This window comes from Streptomyces sp. NPDC000880, assembly GCF_053599675.1.
The window spans coordinates 36,041-62,583 of sequence record NZ_JBSFMS010000016.1 but is presented as its reverse complement, the minus strand read 5'-3'; the positions used below and the strand labels follow the sequence as shown (position 1 = coordinate 62,583).

Genomic DNA, 26,543 nt, shown 5'->3' with positions numbered 1-26,543 from the left:
ACCACAGGACAAAGCCGTCTCAGGGCAGGCCGGACCTGCCCGGCGGCGGATCCGCCACCGGGCTCGGACCTGGCCGGACGTCCTAGTCGCCGCCGCCGAAGGCCGCGTCGAAGGAGGCCGTAGGAGGGTCGAAATCGAATCGCTTCAGATCGGCAAGCGCTTCCGGTGCGCCGGCCAGCCGATCCATTCCGGCGTCCTCCCACTCCACCGAGATCGGGCCGTCGTAGCCGATCGAGCGCAGCATCCGGAAGACGTCCTCCCACGGCACGTCACCGTGTCCGGCCGAGACAAAGTCCCAGCCGCGCCGCGGATCCCCCCACGGCAGATGCGAACCGAGCCTGCCATTGCGGCCGTCGAGGCGCTTGCGCGCCTCCTTGCAGTCCACGTGGTAGATCCGGTCCCGGAAGTCGTACAGGAAGCCGACCGGGTCCAGGTCCTGCCAGACGAAGTGGCTGGGGTCGAAGTTGAGCCCGAAGGCCGGCCGGTTGCCGACCGCCTCCAGCGCGCGCTTGGTGGTCCAGTAGTCGTACGCGATCTCGCTGGGGTGCACTTCGTGGGCGAAGCGCACCCCCTCCGCGTCGAAGATGTCGAGGATCGGGTTCCAGCGCTCGGCGAAGTCCTCGTAACCGCGCTCGATCATCCGCTCCGGCACCGGCGGGAACATCGCCACCAGATGCCAGATCGACGATCCGGTGAACCCGACGACGGTGCGCACCCCGAATGCGGCCGCGGCCCGCGCGGTGTCCTTGATCTCGGCGGCTGCCCGCTGCCGTACGCCTTCGGCCTCACCGTCGCCCCAGATCCGGGCGGGCAGGATGGCCTGGTGGCGTTCGTCGATGATGCTGTCGCAGACCGCCTGTCCGACCAGATGGTTGGAGATCGCCCAGCAGGTGAGGCCGTACTTGTCGAGCAGGGCGTGCCGCCCGTCGAGGTACGAGGGGTCGGCGAGCGCCTTGTCGACCTCGAAGTGGTCGCCCCAGCAGGCAAGTTCCAGACCGTCATAGCCGAAGTCCCGGGCGAGCCGGCAGACCTCCTCCAGCGGCAGATCGGCCCACTGGCCGGTGAAGAGCGTGAACGGACGTGGCATTCGGACCTCCTAGACCTGTGCCTGTACAGGAGCCTTGGCCTGTACAGGAGTCTGTACGGGTGTGTAGACGGCGCTCTTCTCCGCGCTCTCCTCCACCGCGGCGAGCACCCGCTGGACCTGCAGCCCGTCGGCGAACGACGGCGCGGGGTCACTGCCCGTGGCGATCGCCACGACCAGGTCACGGGCCTGGTGGGCGAAGGTGTGCTCGTAGCCGAGCGCGTGGCCGGGCGGCCACCACGCCTCCAGATACGGGTGCTCCGACTCGGTGACGAGGATCCGCCGGAAGCCGGAGGAGGCGGCGGGCTCGGTGTGGTCGTGGAAGGACAGCTCGTTCAGCCGCTCCAGGTCGAAGGACAGCGACCCCAGCTCACCGTTGATCTCGAGCCGCAGCGAGTTCTTGCGTCCGGACGCCATCCGGGTGACCTCGAAGGAGGCGAGCGCACCCGACGCGAGCCGCCCGGTGAACACGGCCGCGTCGTCGACGGTGACCGCCCCCCGCTCGGCGCCGCCCGAAGCGGAGAGACCGGCCGAAGCACCGGCGAGCAGCGGACGCTCCTGTACGAAGGTCTCCGACAGCGCCGAGACGCCGACCAGTGGCTCCCCCGACAGATACTGCGCGAGGTCCACGATGTGCGCGCCAAGATCGCCCAGCGCGCCCGAGCCCGCGTGCTCGCGCTTGAGCCGCCAGGTGAGCGGGAACTGAGGGTCGACCAGCCAGTCCTGGAGATAGGTGAAGCGCACATGCCGCAGGGTGCCGAGCCTGCCCTCGGCGATCAGCCGGCGCGCATAAGCGATCGCCGGCACGCGCCGGTAGTTGAAGCCGACCATCGCCAACTGGCCACGCTCCCTGGCACGTTCGGCCACCTTGACCATCGCCTCGGCCTCGGCGACGGAGTTGGCCAGCGGCTTCTCGCACAGAACGTGCTTGCCCGCCTCCAGCGCCGAGATCGCGATCTCCGCATGGCTGTCCCCCGGTGTGCAGATGTCGACGAGCTGCACATCGTCACGGGTCACGAGGTCGCGCCAGTCGGTCTCCGCCGCAGCCCAGCCGTGTCTGGCGGCCGCGGCCCGCACGGCTGCCTCGTCACGGCCGCCGATCGCGGCGAGAACCGGCCGCAGCGGCAGGTCGAAGACGCGTCCCACGGTGCGCCACCCCTGGGAGTGGGCGGCGCCCATGAACGCGTATCCGACCATGCCGACGCCTAGCGTCGGCACAGCGGCCTCACTGTCCCTCTGTTCCATACGGGTTCCTCCTCGTCGGTCTGCTCGGTGGGGGCGGGCGCGCCGGTCAGCTGAAGCCGGTGGGCAGGTACTCGTCGACGTTGTCCTTGGTCACGACGGCCGAGTAGAGGGTGATCGAGGCGGGGATCTCCAGCTCCGACATCCCGCTGACGCCCTTGGTCTGCCCCAGCGCGCGGGCGAGATCGATGGCGGAGGCAGCCATGGTCGGCGGGTAGAGGACGGTGGCCTTCAGGACGCTGTTGTCGGCCTTGATGGCGTCCATCGCGGACTTGGCGCCGGCGCCGCCGACCATCAGGAAGTCCTTGCGGCCGGCCTGTGCGATGGCGCGCAGCGCGCCCACGCCCTGGTCGTCGTCGTGGTTCCACAGTGCGTCGAACTGGCTCTGTGCCTGGAGGAGCTGAGCCATCTTCGCCTGGCCGGACTCGACGGTGAAGTCGGCAGCCTGGCGGGCCACTTTCCTGATGTTGGGGTAGTTCTTCAGGGCGTCGTCGAAGCCCTGGGTGCGCTGCTTGGTGAGCTCCAGATTGTCAAGCCCGGCCAGCTCGATGACCTTGGCGTTCGGCTTGTCCTTGAGCTGCTCGCCGATGTAGTTGCCGGCGTTGAGGCCCATGCCGTAGTTGTCGCCGCCGATCCAGCAGCGGTACGCCTGCGGGGAGGCGAAGACCCGGTCCAGGTTGATGACGGGGATGCCCGCCTTCATGGCCTGCAGGCCGACCTGGGTCAGCGCCTTGCCGTCGGCCGGCAGGATGACGAGTACGTCGACCTTCTTGTTGATCAGCGTCTGGACCTGGCCGATCTGGGCGGCGGTGTCGTTCGAGCCCTCGGTGATCTCCAGGGTCACCTCGGAGTACTTCTCCGCCCGCGATTTGGCGTTCACGTTGATGGCGTTGAGCCAGCCGTGGTCGGCCTGGGGTCCGGCGAAGCCGATGGTCACGGCCTTGCCCGGCTTGTCGTCGGCGGCCGGGACATTGTTGGAGGCCTGTGCGGTCTGCTTGGGCTCGTTGCTGGTGCAGGCGGTCAGCAGCGCGCCGGCGGAGACGGCGGCGGTGCCGAAGAGCAGACCTCTGCGGCTGGTGGCTGGGATTTCTGGCATGACGGATCAACCCTTCAGCTGGGCGGTTCGACAGATGGGGAAGTGGAGGGGGCGGGGGTCAGGCCTCGCCGCCGCGCAACGTTCGGTGCTGGACCAGGACGGCGGCGACGATGATCGCGCCCTTGGCGATCTGCTGGACGGCGCTCTCCAGGTTGTTGAGGGCGAAGATGTTGGTGATGGTGGTGAAGACGAGAACGCCGAGCACCGAGCCGACGATGGTGCCCCGGCCGCCGCTGAGCAGGGTGCCGCCGATGATCGCCGCGGCGATGGCGTCGAGTTCGTAGAGATTGCCGTTGGTGTTCTGTCCCGAGCCGGCCAGCACGATCAGCATGAAGGCGGCGATTCCGCAGCACAGTCCGGAGAGCAGATACAGATAGAGCCGCTGACGCTGTACGTCGATGCCGGCGAGGCGGGCGGCTTCCGCGTTGCCGCCGACCGCGACGGTCCGCCGCCCGAAGGTCGTACGGTTCAGCAGCAGCCAGCCGACGAGCGTGACCGCCGCGAACACCAGCACCAGCGGCGGGATGCCGAGGATGTAGGCGTCCCTGATCCCCAGGTCCAGTACGGAGTTGACGGTGACCATCTGGGTCTTGCCGCCCGTGATCTGCAGGGCTAGTCCGCGGGCGGATGCCAGCATGGCGAGGGTCGCGATGAACGGCACCATCCCGCCGTACGCGATGAGCAGTCCGTTCACCAGACCGCAGCCGAGTCCGACGATCACCGCGGTGAAGAAGATGCCCGCGAAGCCGTACTCCTGTGTCGCCAGTGTCGTCGCCCATACCGAGGCCAGCGCCACGATCGCGCCGACCGACAGGTCGATGCCGCCGCTGGTGATCACGAAGGTCATGCCGACGGTGACGACACCAATGATGGAGGCCTGGGTGAGGACGAGCTGAAGATTGCTGATGGCGAGGAACTGATCGGGCTTGGTGATGCCGCCGACCGCGATCAGTACGGCGAGGACACCGAGCAGCGAGAGATTGCGGACATCGGCGCGCAGTCCGAGCGGGCGACGCCAACCTCCGCCTGCCGGTGCGGACTTGGCGGTGGGTATAGGCGCGTCCTGCCGCGCCGGAGAGGCTGGCTGCGTCATGCCGTCGGGCTCCCTTCCATTACAAGGTCGAGTACGCGGTGCTCGTCGAGCTCCCGGGCGTCGGCCGTGTGCACGACGCTGCCCTCGCGGAGCACCAGCACCCGGTCGGCGAGGCCCAGGACTTCGGGCACTTCGCTGGATACGAGAAGTACGGCGAGGCCTTCGTCGGCCAGCCGGCGGATCACGGCATACAGCTCGGCGCGGGCGCCGACGTCAACGCCGCGGGTGGGCTCGTCGAGGAGCAGCACCCGGCAGCCGCGCAGCAACCAGCGGGCGAGCACGGCCTTTTGCTGGTTGCCGCCGGAGAGGGTGCGGATGCGGGCGTCGGGGTTGTCGGGGCGCAGCGAGAGTTCCCTGGTCGCCTGCTGTGCGTCGGTGCGCTCCTGGCGGCGGTCGAGCCAGCCGCCGCGGGAGAAGCGGGAGAGGGAGGAGACGGAGACATTGCGGGTGACGGACTCCAGCATCAGCAACCCCTGCGCCTTGCGCTCCTCGGGGGCGAGTCCGATTCCGGCGCGGACGGCCGAGCGGACGCTGCCGGGGCGCAGCGGGCTGCCGTCGACCAGGACGCGCCCGGCGCTGGGCTTGCGTGCGCCGTAGATAGTCTCCAGGATCTCGGAGCGTCCGGAGCCGACGAGTCCGGCGAGCCCGACGATCTCGCCGGGGCGCAGTTCCAGGTCGACGGGCGCGAACTCCCCTTCCCTGGCGAGCCCTTCGACCCGCAGCACCGGTTGCTGATCCGCCGCGCGGGCAGGGTCGGGCCGCTCGGGGAAGACGTACTCGACGTTCCGTCCGGTCATCATGGCAACGATGTCGCGGGTGGGAGTGTCCCGTGCGGGCAGGCCGACAGCGACCGCCCGGCCGTCCTTCAGTACGGTCACCCGGTCGCCGATGCGGCGGATCTCTTCGAGCCGGTGGGAGATGTAGACGACGGCGACGCCGTCGGCGGTCAGATTGCCGACGGTACGGAAGAGGTTGTCGACCTCGTCGGGGTCGAGGGCGGCGGAGGGCTCGTCCATCACGATGAGGCGTACCTCGTGGGAGAGCGCGCGGGCCATGGAGACGATCTGCTGCTGGGCGGCGGAGAGGTCGCCGACGTGCCGGGCCGGGTCGATCTCTGGGTGCCCAAGTCGCTTGAGGATCACGTCTGTTGCCGACCGGGCCTCCTTACCGCGTACGACGAAACCGGCCGAGGTGGGCTCGTGCCCGAGGAAGACGTTCTCGGCGACGGACAGTCCCTCGACCAGGTCGAGCTCCTGGTAGATGGTGGCGATGCCGAGGCGCATGGCGGCGATGGGCGATTTGAGGGAGACGGCGTCGCCGCGCCAGGTGATCTCTCCGGTGTCGGGCTGATGTGCTCCGGCAAGCACCTTGATCAGGGTGGATTTGCCGGCGCCGTTCTGGCCGAGGAGGCAGTGGACCTCGCCGGCTTGGACCTCCAGGTCCACACCGTCGAGGGCGCGAACGCCCGGGAACGACTTGGTGATGCCGGACATGGTGAGCAGGGGTGGTTGTGGTGCCATGACAAATCCCCTCGGCGGGTGCGGCCGGTGAGCGGGCAGGGCGAAGTGCTGTTGCGGGTGGTTCCGTTGCGGGCGGCTCTGTTGCGGGTGGTTCCGTTTGCAGATGGTTCACTTGCCGGTGGTTCACTTGCCGGTGGTTCACTTGCCGGTGGTTCACTTGCCGGTGGTTCACTTGCCGGTGGTTCACTTGCCGGTGGTGCTCACGCCTTGCGGCGCGCCTGGCGTGGTGCGATCGTCCGGCCTGGTGTGTCAGGCCGGCGAGAACAGGTGGTCGCTGATGAGCCTGGCCGCGCCGATCACTCCGGCGGTCGGCCCCAACTCGCCCAGCACGATGGGGAGATTGCCGGTCGCCAGCGGCAGCGACTGGCGGTAGACCTGGGTGCGTACGCTCGCCAGCAGCGTGTGACCGAGGCCGGTCACCCCGCCGCCGATCACTACCAGCCCGGGGTTGAAGAAGCTGACCAGTCCGGCGATGACCTGACCGACGCGATTGCCGCCCTCGCGGATGAGGTCGAGCGAGGTGGCATCGCCCGCGGCGGCAGCGGCCGCGACATCCGCGGCCGTGAGCCGTCCCGCCGCCTCCAGCCGGGCGGCGAGCTCCTCCGACTGACCGGCGCGGGCCGCGTCCTCGGCGTCGCGGGCCAGCGCGGCACCGCTGAAGTGGGCTTCCAGGCAGCCCTTGTTGCCACAGGCGCAGGCGCGGCCGTCCGGTTCCACCTGGATATGGCCGATGTCGCCGGCGCTGCCCGTCGTACCGCGGTAGACCTCACCGCCGACGACGATGCCGCAGCCGATGCCCGTACCGATCTTGATGCAGAGGTAGTCGCCCACGGAACGTGCGACGCCCGCGTGCTGCTCCCCCATCGCCATCAGGTTCACGTCGTTGTCGACCATGACCGGGCAGCCGAGGTCCTGGCTGAGCGCCTCGCGTACCGGGAAGCCGTCCCAGCCGGGCATGATCGGCGGCGCGACCGGCACGCCCTCGGGGTAGCGGACCGGCCCGGGGACGCCGATGCCGGCGCCGTCGAAGCCTTCGGCGAGTCCGGAGGCCCTGAGCTTGGCCGCCATCGACAGCACCTGCTCGAAGACGGCGACCGGGCCGTCGCGTACGTCCATGGGGTGGTTGAGGTGGCCGAGCACTTCCAGCTCGGCGTTGGTGACGGCCACGTCGATCGAGGTGGCGCCGATGTCGACGCCGAGGAAGCGCAGCGCGGGGGCCAGGCGGATGTTGTGCGAGCGCCGCCCGCCGCGCGAGGCGGCGAGGCCGTCGGCGACCACGAGCCCGGTCTCAAGGAGCCGGTCGACCTCCACGGCGAGCTTGGAACGGGACAGGTCCACTTGATCGCCCAGCTGCGCACGGGAGTTGGGCCCACCGTCGCGCAACAGCCTGAGCAATCGCTCCTGGTGCGCGTTCGCGGGTCGAGCGGTCATACGTCTCACGTGCCCCTCCCCGCCATTCCAGGCCGTTTCCGTCGGGCTTTCGAGGGGAACGTAGCAGCGCTTTCCCGAACTGGGAAGAACTTGCGCAGAGTTCCGGCACAACTTTCTCCACACCCGGGACAAAGATCTGATCGCCCGGAGCCACGACAAAGGTCTGATCGCCCGAAGACACTGGTGAGAGTGAGGGCTTGCGAGAGGGTAAACGCATGCGACCCGTGGGACTTCGCGGCGGTCGCGGCGACGGCCCTGCGCTCCAAGGAGCACGAGGGCCGCGTCTACGCCCTGTCCGGACCGGAATCGCTGTTGCCGGCGGACCTGGTGCGGATCCTGGGCGAGGTGCTCGGCCGCGAACTGCGCTTCGAGGGGCAGTCCGACGAGGAGGCGCGGGCCGAGATGAGCGCGCAGATGCCGGCGAAGTACGTCGACGCCTTCTTCAGCTTCTACTCCGACGGCACGCTCGATGAGTCGCGGGTGCTGCCGACGGTACGGGAGGGGACGGGCAGGGAGCCGCGTACGTTCCAGCAGTGGGCGGATGCCAACGCGGCCGCGTTCGCCCAGGGGTTCGTTCCCGTAACCGGGGGCCGAGCGGGGCAAGTCCCCAGACCCCGTACGCCCTTCGGGCGCGGTCTCGAACTCCCCCGGACGTCGTCCGCTTGGGACGCCCGGCGGGCTGGATTCGGCGGAGCCCCGGCTACGAGCGCTCGCGCTGGTGGTAGGTCCTGCGGGTGTGCTCCGTGTGCGCCCGCAGGACCTCCGTCGCCCGCTGCTCGTCGCGGGCCGAGATCGCCGCGATCAGAGCCCGGTGCTCGATCCAGGACTGACGGCCGCGCTGTCGCGCGACGGGCGTGTAGTACCAGCGCACCCGGCGGTCCACCTGTGCCGCCAGCTCGGCGAGTACGAGGTTCCCGGCGAGCTCCATCACCTTGGCGTGGAAGGCGGCGTTGGTGGCCACAGTCAGGTCGACGTCGTCGTCCGCGACGGCCTGTTCGCCCTGTGCGCACAGCTTTTCGAGCGCGGCGATGCCCGCGGAGCCCGAGTTCGCCGCGGCGAGCCGGGCGGCCTCTGCCTCGAGCAGGGTACGGACCGAGAGCAACTGGTCCGCCTCGGCCTCGGTCGGCTCATGGACGAACGCGCCCTGCGCCGGGCGCAGATCGACCCATCCCTCGGTGTTCAGCCGCTGCAGCGCCTCGCGCACGGGCTGGCGGGACACCCCGAGATGGCCGGCGAGTTCGCTCTCGACCAGGTGCTGGCCGGGGCTCAGTGCGCGGGTCGTGATCAGTTCGAGCAGCGCCTCGTAGACCCGCTCACGCAGCGGCCCAGGGCGTTCCAGCTTGGGCACGGTTCCCTGCGGCAGTCCTGTGGACAACATCACGGTTCCCCTCCTGGCGAGCAACAGTGAGCGACAATTGGCTATCGTCTACAGTCTACCGAGCGCAATCCCCCCCTGGGTCGAGATCCTCGTCACCTTCAGCCGGAATCGAGCAGTTCCTCCAGCCGGTCGAGGAAGACCCGCTGCCCCGTCACCAGCTTCTCCCTCGCCTCCGCCACGGAGACCCACTCGGCCCGGTCGATCTCGGGGAACTCCTCCATCCGGCCCGAGCCCCTCGGCCACTCCATGGTGAAGGTGCCCGGCACCACCAGGCCCGTGTCGAGGTCGCCCTCGAGTGCCCAGACTGTGACGATCTTGCCGCCGGTCTGCCGTGCCTCGCCGAGCGGCAGCCACTCCCCTTCGGGCGGCGGGACACCGAGCTCCTCCACGAACTCCCGCCGGGCGGCGGCCCTCGGCTCCTCGTCCGGGGTGTACTCGCCCTTCGGCACGGACCAGGCCCCGTCGTCGCGGGACTGCCAGAACGGCCCTCCCATATGGCCGGTGAGCACCTCGGTGTCCGTACCCCGCCTGCGGAACAGCAACAGGCCCGCGCTTCGCTTCGCTGCCATGCGGTTCAGTCTGCCCCGGGGGCGGCCGCGCGGCCGCCCTCAGGGGCAGCGGACGACCTGACCCGCGTACGAGAGATTGCCGCCGAAGCCGAAGAGCAGCACCGGGTCGCCCGACTCGATCTCGCCGCGCTCGACCAGCTTGGAGAGCGCCATCGGAATCGAGGCGGCCGAGGTGTTGCCGGACTGCACCACATCGCGGGCGATCACGGCGTTCACCGCGCCGATCTTCTGGGCGACGGGTTCGATGATCCGCAGATTCGCCTGGTGCAGGACGACCGCGGCGAGCTCCTCCGGGGTGACGCCCGCGCGCTCGCAGACCTTGCGGGCGATGGGCGGCAGCTGCGTGGTGGCCCAGCGGTAGACGGACTGGCCCTCCTGCGCGAAGCGGGGTGGGGTGCCCTCGATCCGTACGGCGTGGCCCATCTGCGGGACCGAGCCCCACAGGACCGGGCCGATCTCTCCGTCCGAGCCGGGACCGGTCGCCTCGATGACCGCGGCGCCCGCCCCGTCGCCAACGAGCACACAGGTGGTGCGGTCGGTCCAGTCGGTGACATCGGCCATCTTGTCGGCGCCGATGACCAGGGCACGGGCAGCAGCTCCGGCCCGTACGGCGTGGTCGGCCGTGGCGAGCGCGTGCGTGAAGCCCGCGCAGACAACATTGAGGTCCATGACGGCGGGCGAGCCCATACCGAGACGGGCCGCGACGCGCGCCGCCGTGTTGGGCGAGCGGTCGATCGCGGTTGAGGTGGCGACCAGGACGAGATCGATGTCGTCGGGCACGAGTCCGGCGGAGGCGAGCGCCTTCGCGCCGGCGTGCGCGGCCAGCTCGTCGACCGGCTCGTCGGGTCCGGCCACATGCCGGGTCTCGATCCCGACGCGGCTGCGAATCCACTCGTCGCTGGTGTCGACCATGGCGGCCAGGTCTGTATTGGTGAGCACCTTGGCGGGCTGGTAGTGCCCGAGCGCGACGATGCGTGAGCCGGTCATATGCGGTTCCCCCTCGATACAGACAGTGGAATCACCCAGTCTTGGCTGCTACCACCCGGTACGACGGCATGTGATCCCACAGGTTCCAGGGCCGGACTTTGGAGCTTTCCCGAAGTATGTGCCGACCCTTGACCGCCCGAACGGGATACTGTAGACAATATTCTGTCGACCAACCCCCGGTGTCAACTACCAGCGTCCTACCCTCGCTCGGTCGCTCACCCGAACGGAGAGCCCCCGTGAAAGTCGCAATTGTCGGCGCCGGTGCCATCGGCGCATATGTCGGTGCCGCGCTCCATCGCGCCGGCGCCGAGGTCCACCTCATCGCCCGTGGCCCGCACTTGGCGGCTATGCGCCGTGACGGCGTGCGGGTTCTCAGCCCGCGCGGCGACTTCACCGCGCGTCCGGCTGCCACCGACGACCCGGCCTCGGTCGGGCCCGTCGACTACGTCTTCCTAGGTCTGAAGGCCAATTCCTATGCGGCATCGGGCCCATTGGTGCATCCGCTGCTGCACGACCGTACGGCCGTCATCGCCGCGCAGAACGGCATCCCCTGGTGGTACTTCCACGGTCTGCCCGGGCCGTACACCGGACGCCGCATCGAGAGTGTCGACCCGGGCGGCGCGGTCAGCGCGACACTGCCGCCCGAGCGCGCCATCGGGTGTGTCGTCTACGCAGCCACCGAGCTCGAAGCCCCCGGTGTCATACGCCACTTGGAAGGCACCCGGTTCTCCATCGGGGAGCCGGACCTGACCGTGTCGCAGCGCTGTCTCGAATTCAGCGAGGCGATGGTGGCGGGCGGGCTCAAGTGCCCCGTCGAGCCCGATCTGCGCAACGACATCTGGATCAAGCTGCTCGGCAATATCTCCTTCAACCCGATCAGCGCGCTCTCGCGGGCCACGATGGCGCAGATCTGCCGCCACCGGGACACCAAGGCGCTGGTCGAGACGATGATGCGCGAGACGCTCGAGGTCGCGGCCGCGGTCGGCTGCCACCCCAAGATCTCCGTGGAGCGGCGCATCGCCGGCGCCGAGCGCGTCGGTGACCACAAGACCTCCACCCTCCAGGACTTGGAAAAGGGCAAGCCGCTCGAACTGGACGTGCTGCTCGCGGCCGTCGTCGAACTGGCCGCTCTGACCAGGACTCCCGTACCGAAGCTGTGCGCCGTGCACGCACTCGCCGATCTCCTCGCCGCAAACACCACCTCGGCCTCGTCGCCGGGCACCGCAGCATGAGTCTGCCTGTGCGGGACAATGAAGTCGTCAAGGGTCGCTTCGGCTTCCCACACGCACAAAAACAGAATCGGAATTTATCGCCATGGGACGGGTCACCGAGCGCCGCCGCACCATCCGTATCCGGGACGGGGCGGTGTCAACCCGTCCCGACACTCTTGTGGCCGAGGAGCCGCTCGAAATCCGCCTCAACGGCAAGCCGCTCGCCATCACCATGCGCACCCCGGGCGACGACTTCGCGCTCGCGGCGGGCTTCCTGGTCAGCGAGGGCGTGATCGGGGCGGCCACCGAGGTACGGAACATCGTGTACTGCGCGGGCGCCACGGACGACGGATCGAACACCTACAACGTGGTCGACGTGCAACTGGCGCCCGGCGTACCCATCCCCGACATCACGCTCGAGCGCAACGTGTACACCACGTCCTCGTGCGGACTGTGCGGCAAAGCCAGCCTCGATGCCGTCCGCACCACCACCCGCTTCCCGATCGCCGACACTCCCCCGGTCCGCGTCGAGCCCGCCCTGCTCGCCGGCCTCCCCGACCGGTTGCGGGCGGCACAGCGGGTCTTCGACCGGACCGGGGGTCTTCACGCGGCGGCGCTGTTCTCACCGGAGGGCGAACTGCTCGACATCCGGGAGGACGTCGGCCGCCACAATGCGGTCGACAAGCTGGTCGGCCGGGCGCTCCAGGACGGCCGGCTGCCGCTGTCCCGGGTGATCCTGCTGGTCTCGGGACGGGCGTCGTTCGAGCTGGCACAGAAGGCGGTGATGGCCGGAATCCCGGTGCTGGCGGCGGTTTCCGCACCGTCCTCGCTCGCCGTGGACCTGGCTGCCGAGACGGGTCTGACCCTGGTCGGCTTTCTGCGCGGCGCCAATATGAACGTGTACGCGGGCGACGAGCGCATCGCCCTGCACACCGGGGTCTGAAGCGCCCCGCTGCACGGGAAAAGGGCCCGGCCGATGGGGAGCGCCCCCTGCATCGGCCGGGTCCCTCCGTGGGAGAGGTCAAATCGCGTGAGAGGTCAGTTCGATGCGCAGATGCACGTCGTGGCCGGCGGTGTTCGTGCGGGCGGCGGGCCAGTAGTGGCCGTTGAGCGTGAGGACGACGACCGGGGTCTTCGGATGCTTGGCCATGACGTCCCTGGCCCACGCGAGAAAGGCCGCCGTGACGGTGCCTCAGCGGGCACGACGGCGCGCTTCGGAGGGCGGCGGGATCAGCTGGAGCGCGAGGGTGGCCGGGGGTTCGGCGAGTCCGGGGCCGCCGGCGACGGCCCACGCCAGGACGTCGTCCGTCGCGTCGTCGTCGAGCGCCCAGCCGACCCAGGCCGCGCGCGCCCCTCGGCGCCGGCCCTCGCTGGAGGGCTGGACCACGATCACATTGGCCTGTCCGCAGGGCCCGAGGCAGTCACTGGTCCGGACGGCAAGCCGCCCTCCGGAGCCCGCGGCGGCGCCGCGCAGCCTGGCCAACTGCCCTTCGTGGTCGGTGCCGGGGTTCTTGCGGCCGTCGCCGCAGCAGCATCCGCGGCAGACGACCAGAGTGCAGGGGCGGGCACGGAAGGGGCGTATGGCGTACGTCGTCACCGGGTGATCTTGTCAGACGGGCGGTGCGGGTTGCCCGGGTGCGTGGGCGGCGGCACTCAGCGGGACACAGGGGCGTCAGCGCCCTCGTACTCCTCGGTGGCCGGGGCTTCATCCACCACGTGGTGGTGCCGCACGGTCGACACACCGGGAAGCGGCGCGGAGGGGGAAGACACCGCCTCCGCATCCCGCGCCCGCCGCTTCGCGATCACCGCGCTCACCATCAGCTGCATCTGGTGAAACAGCATCAACGGCAGCACGGCCAGGCTCGCCTGCGCCCCGAACAGCACGCTCGCCATTGGCAGGCCCGCCGCCAAGCTCTTCTGCGAGCCCGCGAACTGGATCGCGACCCGGTCCGCACGCCCGAAGCCGAGCCGCTTCGAGCCGTACCACGTCAGCCCCAGCACCACCGCGAGCAACACGGCCTCGACCAGCAGCAGCGCCCCCAGCCGCAGCGGCGTCACCTGGTGCCAGACGCCCGCGAGCATGCCTTCACTGAAGGCCGTGTAGACGACCAGCAGGATCGAGCCGCGGTCGACATACCCGAGCACCATCTTGTGGCGGGTCAGGAAGCCGCCGACCCACCGCCTCAGCAGCTGCCCCGCCAGGAACGGCACCAGCAACTGGAGCACGATCTTCAGCAGCGAGTCCGCCGAGAAGCCGCTCGCGCGGCCGCCCAGCAGCAGGGCCGCGAGCAGCGGTGTCACGAAGATGCCGGCAAGGCTGGAGAAGGAGCCCGCGCAGATCGCCGCCGGGACATTGCCGCGGGCCATCGAGGTGAAGGCGATCGACGACTGGATGGTCGAGGGGACCAGGCAGAGAAAAAGCAGACCGCTGTAGAGCTGCGGGGTGAGCACCAGTGGCTCGAGGCCCCGCGCCGCGAGACCCAGCAGCGGGAAGAGCAGGAACGTCGTGGCCAGCGCCGTCAGATGGAGCCGCCACTGGCTGAGCCCGTCGAGCGCCTCGCGCGTCGACATCCGCGCTCCGTAGAGGAAGAACAGCAGCGCCACTGCTCCGGTCGACGCCCCACCCGCCACATCGGCCGCGGCCCCGGACGCCGGGAGCAGGGCCGCGAGGACCACGGTCCCGAGCAGCGCCATGATGTACGGATCGATCGGCAGCCAGGACGGGAACTGCAACGCGCGGCGGCTCATGTGCTCCACTTGCTCTCGGTTCAGGATCGTGCTCTCCCATGCTCCTCCGGATCGGCGCGATCGGGAATCCCACGTACCATTCTGACTGTCATCACGGATCGCGATGACGCGCTAACCTCGAAGGATGTACGACCCGGTCCAGCTCCGTACCTTCCTCGCGGTTGCCCAGACCCTGAGCTTCACGCAGGCCGCCCGCCGGCTCGGGCTGCGGCAGTCGACGGTGAGCCAGCATGTGCGGCGGCTGGAGGACGCGACCGGGCGGCAGCTGTTCACCCGGGACACGCACAGCGTGGAGCTCACCGAGGACGGCGAGGCGATGCTCGGCTTCGCCCGGACGATCCTGCGCGCGCACGAGCGCGCGGCCGCGTTCTTCACGGGTACGCGGCTGCGCGGGCGGCTGCGTTTCGGGGCGTCCGAGGACTTCGTGCTGACCCGGCTCCCGGAGATCCTGGAGTCGTTCCGGCGCGATCACCCCCAGGTCGATCTGGAGCTCACCGTCGAGCTGTCCGGCACGCTGCACCAGCAGTTGGCTGCGGGTCGGCTGGATCTGGTGCTCGCCAAGCGCCGGGAGGGCGAATCGCACGGCGAGCTGGTCTGGCGCGATCGCATGATCTGGATCTCGGCCGACGGCGTACGCGTCGATCCGGATCGCCCGGTCCCGCTGATCCTCTTCCCGCCGCCGGCCGTGACCCGGGCCCGTGCGCTCGACGTTCTGGAGCGGCACGGCCGCCCGTGGCGCATCGCGTGCACAAGTGGCAGCCTCAGCGGCCTGGTCGCCGCCGCCCGCGCGGGTCTCGGCGTGATGGCCCACAGCCGCGGACTGGTCCCGCCGGGCCTGGTGCCGGTCCACGACCGCGCCGGGCTGCCGGAGTTGGGCACGGTGGACTTCGTACTGCTGCACGGCCGCCGCCGGAACGCGGCGCAGGAGGCAGCCGACGCGCTGGCCTCCGCGATCCTGGCGAGCGGTGACCGGCTGCACGGACCGGTCGGCCACTGAGTACGATCACCACCCGCGCCCGTTGCCCCGCTCGCCCTGGTTGTCCCGGGAAGGTACGGACCAAGATCCCGTCCTCGTAGAGAGCGGCGGTGATCGCACCGTACAGATTCGGTGGAGATTCCGGCGCAGCTTACTTACTCTAGGGTCAGAACCTCGTCCGAGCCTTCCGCATGTGGCCGGATATGCGCTGCTGACCTGTGGTGATGCCATTCGTCCACAGTTCTGAAAGGCTCTCCCGCCGGGCCGCCGGGTGGGGTAGCGTCACGGCGCTGTGCGGGGAGCGCCACAAGGAGCAGCCATTGCGCGAGTTCACTGTCCCACCCATGGCCGCAGCGCCTCAGGTCGGCGGACTTGCGGACGCGGTCTTCGACCATGCCGCGGACGATCCTGACCGGGTCGCTCTCGGCCGCAAGGACGCGGCGGGCAACTGGCAGAACGTGAGCTCCGCGCAGTTCCGCGACGAAGTGCTGGCGCTGGCCAAGGGACTGATCGCGCACGGTGTGCGGTTCGGGGACCGTGTCGCGCTGATGTGCCCTACGCGCTACGAGTGGACGCTCTTCGACTTCGCGCTCTGGACGGTCGGCGCCCAGTCCGTCCCGATCTACCCCACCTCGTCCGCCGAGCAGGTCTTCTGGATACTGTACGACGCCGAGGTGTCCGCGTGCATGGTGGAGCACGAGGACCACGCCATGACTGTCGGCTCGGTGATCGACCGGCTGCCGCAGCTGAATCGGCTCTGGCAGCTGGACGCCGGGGCGGTCGACGACCTGTTCCGGGCGGGCGGCCGCATCGACGACGAGGTGGTGCACCGGCACCGGCGGGCGGTGACCCCCGACTCGGTCGCCACCGTGATCTACACCTCCGGCACCACCGGCCGCCCCAAGGGCTGTGTGATCACCCACGCCAACTTCATGTTCGAGACCGACACCCTGGTCGACCGCTGGGAGCCGGTCTTCCACTCCAAGCCCGGCGACGAGGCATCCACGCTGCTCTTTCTGCCGCTCGCGCATGTCTTCGGGCGGATGGTCGAGGTCGCGGCGGTACGCGGCCGGGTCAAGCTCGGCCATCAGCCGGTGCTCCAGGCGAGCGCCCTGCTGCCGGATCTGGCGGCCTTCCGGCCCTCGTTCATCCTGGCCGTGCCGTACATCTTCGAGAAGGTCTTCAACGCCGCCCGCCGCAAGGCCGAGGCCGAGGGGAAGACGGGCCCCTTCGACAAGGCCGTCGATGTGGCGGTGAGGTACGCGGAGGCGATGGAGCACCGGGCCTGCGGGCTCGGCCCCGGCCCATCCGCCGGACTGCGGTTGCAGCACCAGCTCTTCGAGAAGCTCGTGTACGGCAAGGTCCGCGACGCGATGGGCGGCCGCGTCCGGCACGCGATGTCTGGCGGCTCCGGCATGAACCGGCAGCTCGGCCTCTTCTTCGAGGGTGCGGGCGTCACCGTCTTCGAGGGATACGGACTCACCGAGTCGACCGCGGCGGCGACGGCGAACCCGCCCGAGCGCACGCGGTACGGCACGGTCGGCCAGCCGATCCCCGGGACCACGGTGCACATCGCGGAGGACGGCGAGGTGTGGCTGCACGGCGCCCATGTCTTCTCCGGATATCTGGGCGACCCGAAGTCCACCGACGCCGTGCTGCACGACGGCTGGCTGGCCACCGGCGATCTCGGGGCGCTCGACGACGACGGCTATCTGACCATCACCGGGCGCAAGAAGGAGATCCTGGTGACCTCGGGCGGCAAGAGTGTCTCGCCCGTGGGCCTGGAGGAGCGGGTGCGCAGCCATCCGCTGGTCGCCCAGTGCATTGTCGTCGGCAATGACCGTCCGTACATCGCGGCCCTGGTCACCGTGGACCGGGAGGCCGTCGACCACTGGCTCGCCATGCAGAACAAGGCGCCGCTTCCACCGACCGAGCTGGTGCGGGACCCGGATCTGGAGATGGAGATCCGCCGGGCGGTGGTGGCCGCCAACACCCTGGTGTCGAAGGCGGAGTCGATCCGTACGTTCCGGATACTCGCGCACCCCTTCAGCGAGGAGCTCGGGCTGCTCACCCCGTCCCTGAAGCTCAAGCGGAAGGCGATCGAGGCGGCCTACGCGGTCGAGGTGGACGCGCTCTACCGCTGAGCACGTGCTCGCCGGGGGGCGCGCCAGTCGCGAGCTGCGGCAGTCCCGCCGCGACTGCGCTGCCGGGGCGTCCCGGTTGCGCAGGGCCCAGCCATGGAGTTGTGTCTTGACGAGACTCGGTCAATGGTCCGGACCGATAAGGCCGGAGCTGTATCAGGCCAACTTCGAGGTCGGGAATGCGTCCGCAAGCGTGATCGTTGATCCTGGCAGTACCAACCGACGACGTAAGGATCGAAGGCTCGTGAGCAAGGTCCCCTCCATCTCCCTCAATAACGGCGTCGCCATGCCGCAGCTCGGTTTCGGTGTCTGGCAGGTGCCCGATGACGAGGCGGCGCAGGCGGTTGCCACGGCCCTGGAGGCCGGCTACCGCAGCATCGACACTGCGGCCATCTACGAGAACGAAGAGGGCACCGGCCGTGCCGTCGCCGCCTCCGGCATCCGCCGCGAGGAACTCTTCATCACCACAAAGCTCTGGAACAGCGACCAGGGTTACGACTCGACCCTGCGCGCCTTCGACGCCTCGCTGGACAAGCTGGGCCTCGACTACGTCGACCTGTACCTGATCCACTGGCCGCTGCCGTCCAAGGACGCCTATGTGGACACGTACAAGGCCTTCGAGAAGATCTACGCGGACGGCCGCGCCAAGGCGATCGGCGTCTCCAACTTCCTTCCGGAGCACCTTGAGCGCCTGATCGGCGAGACCTCGGTCGTCCCGGCCGTGAACCAGATCGAGCTGCACCCGCAGCTCCAGCAGGGCGAGCTGCGCGCCTTCCACGACAGGCACGGCATCAAGACCGAGGCCTGGTCCCCGCTGGGCCAGGGCAAGGGCCTCCTGGAGGTCCCGACGGTCGTCGCGGTCGCGCGGAAGCACGGCCGCACCCCCGCCCAGGTGGTGCTGCGCTGGCATCTGCAGATCGGCAATATCGTGATCCCCAAGTCCGTGACCCCGTCCCGGATCAAGGAGAACCTCGACGTGTTCGGCTTCGAGCTGGACGCCGACGATCTGGCGGCGTTCGCGGCGCTGGACGAGGGCAAGCGGCTCGGCCCCGACCCGGCGACGTTCTCCTACGGCGCCTGATCGCTGCCTGAACGACACATCGCCGCCCGGTTCATGCCGGGCGGCGATGTGTCGTTATCACGGCCGCGCTCCTCGGACGCAGCCTTCGGCGAACGCCTTGCGGCGGCGAGGACGAGCGGCAACTGGACGCGCCGGGCGCCGTCGCCATCGTCAGCTTCGTCAGCGGGCTGCTGCTCGAGGTCGCCGACGGCAGCATGGACGAAGGCGCGAATGTGCAGCAATGGGAGGACACCGACTCACCCGGCCAGTCGTGGCAGTTGGAGCCCGTCACTCCCTGACCAGAGGAGCACCGCTCCGGCGACGGCTACGGCGACCGCACCCGCGCCGACCGCGCCCGCGGCCAGGAAGCCGTGGGAGGAGCGCCGGGAGAGCGCGGACCACCGCGACTGCGCGGACAGCATCGACCCCGTGCTCATCCACGACCCCGCCGAGAACAGCGACTGGCTGGATCCGATCGAGCCGACCGACAGCGCGCTGCCGACCGATCCGACCGACAGCGCCGAGCCGACGGAGCCGATGGAGAGCACCGAGCCGACGGAGCCGATCGACAGCACGGAGTCCTTCGACCAGAGGGACAGCAGCGAGGTGGACGCCGCGGACTTCTTGGACTTCTTGCACTTCTTGGCCATGGGGTCATCCTGCCCCTGATTCAGCCCCGGCGGGCGGTGTGCACCGTGCGCGCGGTGAGCAGATACGCGTCCGGGCGGTGCCGCAGTCCCTGCGGGTCCTCGGGGTCCAGCAGCCGGTCGACCAGCGCGAGGTCCTCGGCCGACAGCAGGCCGTCCATGATCTTGCGCTGCCAGGCGAAGGCGGAGACGAGTTGTTCGCGCACCACCTCAGGCACCGGCGCGGGGATGTCGAGCAGGAAGGAACGGGTCCCGCTCGGCGTGAGACCGGCCGCTCCGAGCAGCGCCCGCCAGTCCTCGACCTCGTCCTTCGTGCCCGGCAGCTCCGCCCGCATCCGGGTGAACCACTCGCCCAGGGCCGCTTCGATCCGGCCCTCGAGCCCCGGCTCACCGATGCCGATGTCGCGCGGGAGGTGACGCGAGGGCAGCCCGCCCTCGGCCAACGCGAGCAGCCCGCCCGGGCGCAGCAGCCGGGCGAAGCCGGCGAGCGCGGCGCGCTGGTCGCCGATGTGGTGCACCGAGTTGCCGGCCCAGATCAGATCCGCCTCGCCCAACTCCTCGATTTTGTCCGGGAGTTCGGCATGGAGTGTACGGATGCGGTCGCCAAGCCCGGCGTCCTCCGCACGAGCGCGGGCCCGGGCGAGGAGTGGCTCGGTGGCGTCCACGGCGACCACTTCGGCGTACGGGAACGCCTCGGCGAGCAGCGTGGTCAGCACTCCCGGGCCGCTGCCGATGTCGAGGATCCGCCGGACGCCGGCCGCAGGCAGCAGCTCGCCCAGCCAGGCGGCGGCCTGGCGGTACAGAGGACTCTGGAGCTCCGCCCCGCGCTCCAGCAGCGGGCCGAACTCGTCCCAGTCGATATGCGTCGTGTCGTGGTGATGGCTCATGGACTCAAGGTTCGCGCGGCAGTGCGGTTACGGCGACTGTTGTTGCGGTTTCGGCAAAGCGACGCCTCCGGCCGCGCGCCGGAGGACTTCGTGGGCTTCGCCCGGCACACGGCGGAGTCGGGCGCGTGGAACGCCTGATCAGGAGGGCGCAGGGGCCTGGGCCCGTACTGGCCCGGGCCCCTGACCGTCATCCGGAGGCGTACCGCTCGGCCGGCGCGCGTACCGGCGCCGCCGGGCTCATGAGCACGGCGGGTGCGGCCGGCCGGCATGTACGGCTCGTCAGTTCGCGCCGTGCCCCGGGGCGATCTGCTCCACCCGCTGGGCGAGCTCGAAGTCCTTCTCGGTGACCGCGCCGCCCGCGTCGTGGGAGTTCACCGACAGGGCGAGCGTGTTGTAGCCGAGGGTCAGATCCGAGTGGTGGTTCAGCTCGTCCTGGATCTGCGCGATGTGCACGACCATCGCGGTTGCCGCGAAGTGCGTGGAGAGGCGGTACGCGCGGGCGATGCGGTCGCCCTGAAGGGACCAGCCGGGAAGTTCCCGCAAGCGGTCCTCGATGTCCTTCTGCGACAGCGGCTCTGTGGGCATGACCCGGATCCCTTCAGAAAACGGCGGCGGCTTCGGCCACCATAAATGGGATGCCCGTCCGACGGCGCTCTGTGTACGTTCCACCGGTGGAAGCTCTGACCGAAAAGCAGATACGCGGATCCTTCGTCAACTGTACGAAGGGCGAGGCGACCCGCCTGAAGCTCCCGATGGACTTCGCCGAACTCCCTTGGGAGGACCTCGACTTCCTCGGCTGGACCGATCCGGGTGCCCCGCTGCGGGCGCATATCGTCCTCCCGCGCGCAAACGGCCCTGTCGGCGTCACCCTGCGGGTGCCGTCGACCGGACGGACCAGCGCCGTCAAGTCCAGCATGTGCCATGCCTGCCTCACGGGACACGCCTCGTCCGGGGTGACCCTCTTCGCCGCCCCGCTGGCCGGCGCGGCGGGGCGGGAGGGGAACACCGTTGGCACGTATCTCTGCGCGGACCTCGCCTGCTCGCTGTACATCCGCGGCAGGAAGCAGCCCAAGCTGCGCGGCGGCCTCCACGAGGAGACCCTCACCCTGGACGAGCGGATCACCCGTACGGTCGGCAACCTCACCGCCTTCGCCGACAAGGTGATGGGCCTGCGCTGAGTGCGGGGTGCGCGGTTCAGCCGCGCGAGTCCAGGACCTGCTCGATGGTGTCGGCCTGCTGGGCCGGCTTGTCGGGGCGGTGGCGCAGTACGCGGGCGAAGCGCAGGGTGACGCCGGCCGGGTAGCGCGGGGAGCGCTGCACGCCGTCGAAGGCGACCTCCACGACGAGTTCGGGACTGACCGTGACGGTGAATCCGTCGTCGTCGACGGCCAGTTCGCGCAGTCGCTGCGTCTGCCAGCGCAGCATCTCGTCGGTGAGGCCCTTGAAGGTCTTGCCGAGCATGACGTACGTACCGTCGGCGGCGCGTGCGCCGAGGTGGAGGTTGGAGAGCAGGCCGGTGCGTCTGCCATGGCCCCACTCGGCGGCGAGGACGACGAGGTCGAGGGTGTGGACGGGTTTGACCTTGAGCCACGAGCGGCCTCTGCGGCCCGCGACGTACGGCGCGTCGAGGGCTTTGACGAGGACGCCCTCGTGGCCTCGGCGCAGCGTCTCGGCGAAGAACTCCTCGGCGTCGGCGACCTGTTGGGCGGATGCGGGGTCCTCGACGACCGCGCGGCGTACGCGCATCGGCTCGGGGACGAGGCGGGCGAGGACGGTGCGCCGTTCGCTGCCGGGCAGGTCGAGCGTGGGCTCCCCGTCGGCGGCGAGGACGTCGAAGAAGACAGGCGACAGGGGCAGCGCGGCGCGTGCCGCGTCCACGTCGACGCGGGAGCCGACACGGGAGGCGATGTCCTGGAAGGGGACGGGGCGACCGGTGGCGTCCAGGGCGATCACCTCTCCGTCCAGGATGAACTGGTCGCCCGTCATCCGCCGGGCGGCGTCCGTGACTTCGGGTAGACGGGCGGTGATGTCGTCGAGGGACCGCGTGTAGATCCGGATGTCCTCACCGCTGCGGTGCACCTGGACGCGGATGCCGTCGAGCTTCTCCTCGACCACGCAGGCGGTGCCGAGCGCGTCGACCGCTTCGGTGACCGACTTCGCGGTGTGGGCGAGCATCGGCAGCACGGGGCTGCCGACGCGCAACTGGAACCGCTGGAGCGCGGCGGGCCCCTCGGCGAGCAGATCGCGGGCGACGCGGGGCAGCGACCCGTCCAGCATCACGGCCCGCCGCACATCGGCGGCGGGCACGCCGGCGGCCTGGGCGACGCCCTCCAGCGCGATCGCGTCGAGCGCGCCCTGTCGTACCTCGCCCATCAGCAGCCGCATCACAAACTCCTGCTCCTCGGCGGTGGCGCGGGCCATGAGCTCCCGCACGAGGCGCTTGCGCTCGGCCTGGGAACCGGATCCGGTGACCTCGGCGAGACGGGTGAACGCGGCGTCCGCGTCGGCGACGCTCAGACTCGGGACACCGGCGGGCGGTACGGCTTCCTTGAGCACGCTCCAGCCGACGCCGATGCGGCCCTGCGGGACGCGCCCGGCGAGGTACGCGATGACGAGGGCGACGTCGTCAGGCTGCGCGTCGGCGAACAGCCCGGCGAGCGCGGCGATCTTCCGCGACCGCGCGGAGGTGGCGGCGACTTCTCGGGACACGTCGACGAGCCGGGCCAGCAGCATGGGGCCATGGTGCACGGCGGGGGCGGGAGGCGCACGTGTTGCGCGCGGGTCGCTGCTCTGCGCGGGGGTCGGCGGCGCGGGTCCACGGGTCGCGAGGTGCCGTACGGTGCGGGCTCCGGGCCCTCCGGGCTCGACTTTTCGTGGCCGGCGACCCGGCGCTGGTGGACTGGCCAGGCGCTGGTGCCGGTAAGCGGGCCGATGCTGCTGACGGCCTTCACGCTCGCCTTGCTCTCCGCGCTGTTGTTCGCCGTCGTCACCGCTCTCGCCCTGATCCGCTGGTCCCGTACGCGGTACCAGGTCACCGCCGACACCTGAACCGGCGTCTGCGCACCGTGCCGGTGCATCGCATCCACAGCGTCGACGCGCCGGCGGGCCGCCGCGCGGGCGTGGTCTCGGCCTACTGGTACCCGCTACCGTCGGTGCCGGCGACAGTGGTGCCGCGGGGCAGTGGCCAGTAATAGGCGTAAGGCATGTCACAGCGGGGCCTGGGGTGCCGCGGAACGCGCCGCCACGCTTTACCGTTCATCTATACGTGGGTGTGGATGGGACAGTGTCCCCGGGCCTCACCTTTTGCCCACAGGGACGATCGTTCGGCTGAAGCCCTGTGGAGCGTTTCGCCGAGAGGCGACCGCCGTTCGCACCCACCTCTTGCCGCCCCGGCCGGAAACCCCCGTCCGGGCGGGGCTCTTCCTGCCGTACTACCTTTCGGGGTATGACAACTGTCGAGTCCGGCACGGGAGTAGGGCCGCTGCTGCGCGGCTGGCGCGAGCGGCAGCGGATCAGCCAGCTGGAGCTGGCCCTGCGTGCCGACTCGTCAGCCCGCCACATCAGCTTCATCGAGACGGGACGCTCCCGCCCGAGCGAGGAGATGATCCTGCGCCTCGCGGAGCACCTCGATGTCCCCGTACGGGAGCGCAACGCCCTGCTGCTGGCGGCCGGTTACGCGCCCCGGTATGCCGAGACCTCCCTCGACGACCCGGCGATGGGGGCACTGCGCGAGGGCATGGAGCGGCTGTTGCAGGGCTACGAGCCGTATCCGGCGGTCGTCGTCGACGGCACGTACACCGTGGTGGCCGCCAACCGCGGTATCGCGATGCTCCTCGAAGGCCTGCCGGAGCATTTGCTCACGCCGCCGCTGAACGCCATGCGGATCACGCTCCACCCGGAGGGGCTGTCCCCGCGGATCCGCAATCTGCGGGAGTGGCGCGGCCATCTGCTGGCCCAGATGGAACGCCAGATCGCGCCGGCCCGCTCCGAGCAGCTGCGCGAGCTGTACGACGAGGTCGCCGCCTATCCCCTTCCGGAGATCACGGAGATCACGGAGACCGGCGCCGGACCGAAGGACCGGGAGGACCCCACCCCGTACCCCTACCTCGCGCTTCCGTTGCGGATCGAGCACGACGGCCAGGTGCTGTCCTTCGTGTCGTCCATCTCGACCTTCAACACCCCCATGGATGTGACCGTCGCCGAACTGGCGATCGAGACGTTTCTCCCGGCCGACCCGGCGACGGTCAAGTACCTGCAGTCACTCACGCCCTAGTGGCGGCGCGCAGCGCGGACCACTGCAGGACCGCGAAACCGGCGACGGTCAGCGCCTGCAACGGGATCCAGACGGCGCCGGCCGTGGTCGGCTCGAACCAGAGCGCGAGCGCGGCAATGCTGAGGACGGCCCACAGCAGATTCGCGTCGACGACGACCTTCACGGGCAGCTGCGGCGGCTGCCGACGGGTGGCGAGAAAGCCGACTCCGGCCCCGAACAGAGCGAGAAATACGCCCAGTTCGACCAGGACGGTGGCGTCGACCCCGAGGAGCCGACCGAGAGGGCCGGATGCCGCGACGTACGCCAGTCCGTTGACGCCGGTGACGAGGGCGTCGAGAGCGAGGAACCGGCGCAGCATCGTCTGCGGCTCAGTGGTGCGGGAGATGCCGGCGAGCAGAGTTGCGGACATGGCGAATCAGCCTCCATCGACGTCGTACGGGCTGGTCGGGGAACCGAACCTCGGACGGAGTGCGCCGCCCGAGTTCCGGTACCGCAAGGGTGCCGAGCGAAGCGGGGGGCGTCGATTACGTGCGAGGTAATGACGAGAGGATGGGACGCTCAGGGTGGGCGGAGGCGAGCCTCGCTCTTAGCAGGCGTACGCCGCACGGGCAACGGTCCGTGCACTGCCGTCCGCGGCCCTCGCTATGGGTCGCGTCACCATTCCGCCGGCGACCGGCCGGTTCCTACTGTGACCGGCACATCGGTACGCCTGCGGGAGGTCTCGGATGCGGATGCGGTTGCGGTTGCGGTTGCGCAAACACCCCAAGCCGGCCGGCATGGGCACTGTCCTCGTTCTGCTCGCGGCCCTTGTGTGGTTCGCCCCCGCGCCCGCCGCGCATGCGGCCGTACCCCTGCAGAGGGTGGGCAGCTTCGGCGCCAATCCGGGCGCTCTGAACATGTACGTGTACCGGCCGGCCGCTCTCCCCGCGCATCCCGCGGTCGTGGTCGCCCTGCACGGCTGCACCCAGAGCGCCCAGGTCTACGCCGACAACTCCGGACTGACGACGTTCGCCGACCGGCACGGGTTTGTGCTGGTGCTCGCCGAGACGACGTCGGCGAACAACCTCAACAGCTGCTTCAACTGGTTCCAGACGGCCGACAACCGGCGCGGGCAGGGCGAGGCCGCGTCGATCCGGCAGATGGTCGCCCATGCGGAGAGCGCGTACGGGGCCGATGCGGCGCGTACGTACGTCACCGGGCTCTCGGCGGGGGGCGGCATGACCGCGGTCATGCTCGCCGCTTACCCCGACGTCTTCGAGGCGGGGGCGGTGATCGCCGGGCTGCCGTACGACTGCACCAAGGACACGGGGGCCTTCACCTGCATGAACCCGGGCGTGGACCGTACGCCGGCGGTGTGGGCGCAGCGGGTCCGCGACGCCTATCCCGGGTACGCCGGGCCGTGGCCCCGGGTGGCGGTCTGGCACGGCGACAATGACCCGACGGTCGCCCCGAAGAACGCGGATGAGCTGCGGGACCAGTGGACCGCCGTGCACGGGGTGGACCAGAACCCGGACCGCACGTCCACGATCGGGCCCAACCAGACGCGCCGGGAGCAGTATCTGGGGGCCGACGGCAGGGTCGTCGTCGAGGTCGACCGGGTGCCCGCCATCGGCCACGGCACGCCGGTTGACCCGGGCAGCGGGCCGCAGCAGTGCGGTCAGAGAGGCACCGCGAACTTCATCGACTCGATCTGCTCCAGCTACTGGATCAACGAGTTCTTCGGCCTGAGCGGCTCCACGCCGGATCCCGGCGGCCTGCCGACGCCGGGCGGGCTCGCGGCCACGGGAGCCACCGACACCTCAATCACCTTGAAGTGGAATGCGGTTGCGGGTGCGGCGGGCTACGCGGTGTACCGGGACGGGGCGCGTGTCGCCACTCCGGCGGGCCCGCCCTTCACGGACACGGGGCTGAGCCCGGGCACGGGCCACGACTACAGCGTGGCCGCCCGCGACACGAACGGGGCCGAAGGCGCACGCTCCGCGCCGGTCAGGGCTGTCACCACCGGCTCCGCGGCGGCCTGCTGGACGACCGACAACTACCACCAGGTGGCAGCGGGGCGGGCCACCACCGACGGCAGCTATGCGTACGCCAAGGGGTCCGCGCAGAACATGGGCCTCTACAACACCTTCGTCACCCACACGCTGAAGGAATCCCCGGCCGGCTACTACGTCGTCGCCGACAGCAACTGCCCTTGACCCAA

The 26,543-nt window shown here is 70.1% G+C and carries 25 protein-coding genes and 1 pseudogene; 9 read left to right on the top strand and 17 right to left on the bottom strand.

Features of this window, described 5'->3' with window-relative positions; translation table 11 throughout:
* Positions 1–82 precede the first annotated feature (82 nt).
* The 9 genes from ACWDO5_RS08190 to ACWDO5_RS08150 all read right to left on the bottom strand — a co-directional run bounded on the left by ACWDO5_RS08190 (position 83) and on the right by ACWDO5_RS08150 (position 10,400).
* Positions 83–1,087 (bottom strand): sugar phosphate isomerase/epimerase family protein, encoded by a 1,005-nt coding sequence (locus tag ACWDO5_RS08190; protein ID WP_450529432.1) that lies wholly within the window; start codon positions 1,085–1,087, stop codon positions 83–85.
* 9 nt (positions 1,088–1,096) lie between these two features.
* Entirely contained in the window at positions 1,097–2,329 is a 1,233-nt protein-coding gene (locus ACWDO5_RS08185; RefSeq protein WP_450529430.1) for a Gfo/Idh/MocA family protein, read from the bottom strand.
* Positions 2,330–2,375: 46 nt separating this feature from the next.
* Entirely contained in the window at positions 2,376–3,422 is a 1,047-nt protein-coding gene (locus ACWDO5_RS08180) for a substrate-binding domain-containing protein (protein WP_450529428.1), read from the bottom strand.
* 58 nt (positions 3,423–3,480) lie between these two features.
* Positions 3,481–4,515, bottom strand: a complete 1,035-nt coding sequence (locus tag ACWDO5_RS08175) for an ABC transporter permease (protein WP_450529426.1) — start codon at positions 4,513–4,515, stop codon at positions 3,481–3,483.
* On the bottom strand, positions 4,512–6,035 hold the full coding sequence (locus ACWDO5_RS08170; protein WP_450529424.1) for a sugar ABC transporter ATP-binding protein: 1,524 nt from the start codon (positions 6,033–6,035) through the stop codon (positions 4,512–4,514). Before ACWDO5_RS08170 ends, ACWDO5_RS08175 begins: the two co-directional genes overlap by 4 nt.
* A gap of 249 nt (positions 6,036–6,284) precedes the next feature.
* The gene (locus tag ACWDO5_RS08165) at positions 6,285–7,466 is read right to left on the bottom strand and encodes an ROK family protein (protein WP_450529422.1); all 1,182 of its coding nucleotides are present in this window, start codon (positions 7,464–7,466) and stop codon (positions 6,285–6,287) included.
* A 700-nt stretch (positions 7,467–8,166) separates the two neighbouring features.
* Positions 8,167–8,844, bottom strand: a complete 678-nt coding sequence (locus ACWDO5_RS08160) for a GntR family transcriptional regulator (RefSeq protein ID WP_450529470.1) — start codon at positions 8,842–8,844, stop codon at positions 8,167–8,169.
* Between the two features lie 98 nt (positions 8,845–8,942).
* Positions 8,943–9,413: an NUDIX domain-containing protein gene (locus tag ACWDO5_RS08155; RefSeq protein WP_450529421.1), complete on the bottom strand. Its 471-nt coding sequence runs from the start codon at positions 9,411–9,413 to the stop codon at positions 8,943–8,945.
* Positions 9,414–9,452: 39 nt separating this feature from the next.
* Positions 9,453–10,400 (bottom strand): beta-ketoacyl-ACP synthase III, encoded by a 948-nt coding sequence (locus ACWDO5_RS08150; RefSeq protein ID WP_450529420.1) that lies wholly within the window; start codon positions 10,398–10,400, stop codon positions 9,453–9,455.
* Positions 10,401–10,636: 236 nt separating this feature from the next.
* On the opposite strand from ACWDO5_RS08150, the gene ACWDO5_RS08145 reads away from it, so the two are divergent.
* Positions 10,637–11,632 (top strand): 2-dehydropantoate 2-reductase, encoded by a 996-nt coding sequence (locus ACWDO5_RS08145; protein WP_450529418.1) that lies wholly within the window; start codon positions 10,637–10,639, stop codon positions 11,630–11,632.
* An 82-nt stretch (positions 11,633–11,714) separates the two neighbouring features.
* Positions 11,715–12,554 (top strand): formate dehydrogenase accessory sulfurtransferase FdhD, encoded by an 840-nt coding sequence (gene fdhD, locus ACWDO5_RS08140; RefSeq protein WP_450529416.1) that lies wholly within the window; start codon positions 11,715–11,717, stop codon positions 12,552–12,554.
* A 78-nt stretch (positions 12,555–12,632) separates the two neighbouring features.
* Here the strand turns inward: fdhD and ACWDO5_RS08135 are convergent, their stop codons facing one another.
* The 3 genes from ACWDO5_RS08135 to ACWDO5_RS08125 are packed head-to-tail and all read right to left on the bottom strand — an operon-like array spanning position 12,633 to position 14,359.
* The gene (locus ACWDO5_RS08135) at positions 12,633–12,761 is read right to left on the bottom strand and encodes a hypothetical protein (protein ID WP_450529415.1); all 129 of its coding nucleotides are present in this window, start codon (positions 12,759–12,761) and stop codon (positions 12,633–12,635) included.
* A gap of 42 nt (positions 12,762–12,803) precedes the next feature.
* Positions 12,804–13,208 (bottom strand): (2Fe-2S) ferredoxin domain-containing protein, encoded by a 405-nt coding sequence (locus ACWDO5_RS08130; RefSeq protein ID WP_450529413.1) that lies wholly within the window; start codon positions 13,206–13,208, stop codon positions 12,804–12,806.
* Between the two features lie 56 nt (positions 13,209–13,264).
* Complete coding sequence (locus ACWDO5_RS08125; protein ID WP_450529411.1) at positions 13,265–14,359, bottom strand: bile acid:sodium symporter family protein; 1,095 nt, start codon at positions 14,357–14,359, stop codon at positions 13,265–13,267.
* Between the two features lie 124 nt (positions 14,360–14,483).
* Between ACWDO5_RS08125 and ACWDO5_RS08120 the strand changes: the two genes are divergently transcribed.
* The 4 genes and pseudogenes from ACWDO5_RS08120 to ACWDO5_RS08105 form a co-directional block, all read left to right on the top strand.
* Complete coding sequence (locus ACWDO5_RS08120) at positions 14,484–15,356, top strand: LysR substrate-binding domain-containing protein (protein ID WP_450529409.1); 873 nt, start codon at positions 14,484–14,486, stop codon at positions 15,354–15,356.
* A 323-nt stretch (positions 15,357–15,679) separates the two neighbouring features.
* Positions 15,680–17,479 carry an AMP-dependent synthetase/ligase gene (locus ACWDO5_RS08115; protein ID WP_450529407.1) on the top strand — a complete coding sequence of 600 codons (1,800 nt, stop codon included), beginning with the start codon at positions 15,680–15,682 and terminating at the stop codon, positions 17,477–17,479.
* Positions 17,480–17,720: 241 nt separating this feature from the next.
* Positions 17,721–18,557: an aldo/keto reductase gene (locus ACWDO5_RS08110; protein WP_450529406.1), complete on the top strand. Its 837-nt coding sequence runs from the start codon at positions 17,721–17,723 to the stop codon at positions 18,555–18,557.
* Between the two features lie 113 nt (positions 18,558–18,670).
* Positions 18,671–18,835: pseudogene (locus ACWDO5_RS08105) on the top strand (RICIN domain-containing protein); the annotation flags it as partial.
* On the opposite strand, the gene ACWDO5_RS08100 reads toward ACWDO5_RS08105, so the two are convergent.
* From ACWDO5_RS08100 to ACWDO5_RS08090, 3 genes are all read right to left on the bottom strand, one after another.
* Positions 18,794–19,186: a hypothetical protein gene (locus tag ACWDO5_RS08100; protein ID WP_450529405.1), complete on the bottom strand. Its 393-nt coding sequence runs from the start codon at positions 19,184–19,186 to the stop codon at positions 18,794–18,796. The pseudogene ACWDO5_RS08105 and the gene ACWDO5_RS08100 overlap by 42 nt on opposite strands.
* Positions 19,187–19,206: 20 nt before the next feature.
* On the bottom strand, positions 19,207–20,070 hold the full coding sequence (locus ACWDO5_RS08095) for a class I SAM-dependent methyltransferase (protein ID WP_450529403.1): 864 nt from the start codon (positions 20,068–20,070) through the stop codon (positions 19,207–19,209).
* A 279-nt stretch (positions 20,071–20,349) separates the two neighbouring features.
* Complete coding sequence (locus tag ACWDO5_RS08090; protein WP_450529402.1) at positions 20,350–20,655, bottom strand: 4a-hydroxytetrahydrobiopterin dehydratase; 306 nt, start codon at positions 20,653–20,655, stop codon at positions 20,350–20,352.
* Between the two features lie 86 nt (positions 20,656–20,741).
* On the opposite strand from ACWDO5_RS08090, the gene ACWDO5_RS08085 reads away from it, so the two are divergent.
* Positions 20,742–21,248, top strand: a complete 507-nt coding sequence (locus tag ACWDO5_RS08085; RefSeq protein ID WP_450529401.1) for an FBP domain-containing protein — start codon at positions 20,742–20,744, stop codon at positions 21,246–21,248.
* 16 nt (positions 21,249–21,264) lie between these two features.
* Here ACWDO5_RS08085 and ACWDO5_RS08080 read toward each other — a convergent pair whose 3' ends face one another.
* Positions 21,265–22,803: an ATP-dependent DNA ligase gene (locus ACWDO5_RS08080; protein WP_450529399.1), complete on the bottom strand. Its 1,539-nt coding sequence runs from the start codon at positions 22,801–22,803 to the stop codon at positions 21,265–21,267.
* 712 nt (positions 22,804–23,515) lie between these two features.
* On the opposite strand from ACWDO5_RS08080, the gene ACWDO5_RS08075 reads away from it, so the two are divergent.
* A complete protein-coding gene (locus ACWDO5_RS08075; RefSeq protein WP_450529397.1) occupies positions 23,516–24,343 on the top strand; it encodes a helix-turn-helix domain-containing protein in 828 nt (275 codons plus the stop codon).
* Here the strand turns inward: ACWDO5_RS08075 and ACWDO5_RS08070 are convergent.
* A complete protein-coding gene (locus ACWDO5_RS08070; RefSeq protein WP_450529396.1) occupies positions 24,333–24,752 on the bottom strand; it encodes a hypothetical protein in 420 nt (139 codons plus the stop codon). The two genes, ACWDO5_RS08075 and ACWDO5_RS08070, sit on opposite strands and share 11 nt — an antisense overlap.
* Positions 24,753–25,119: 367 nt before the next feature.
* Between ACWDO5_RS08070 and ACWDO5_RS08065 the strand changes: the two genes are divergently transcribed.
* On the top strand, positions 25,120–26,538 hold the full coding sequence (locus tag ACWDO5_RS08065) for an extracellular catalytic domain type 1 short-chain-length polyhydroxyalkanoate depolymerase (protein ID WP_450529469.1): 1,419 nt from the start codon (positions 25,120–25,122) through the stop codon (positions 26,536–26,538).
* Positions 26,539–26,543: the final 5 nt, after the last annotated feature.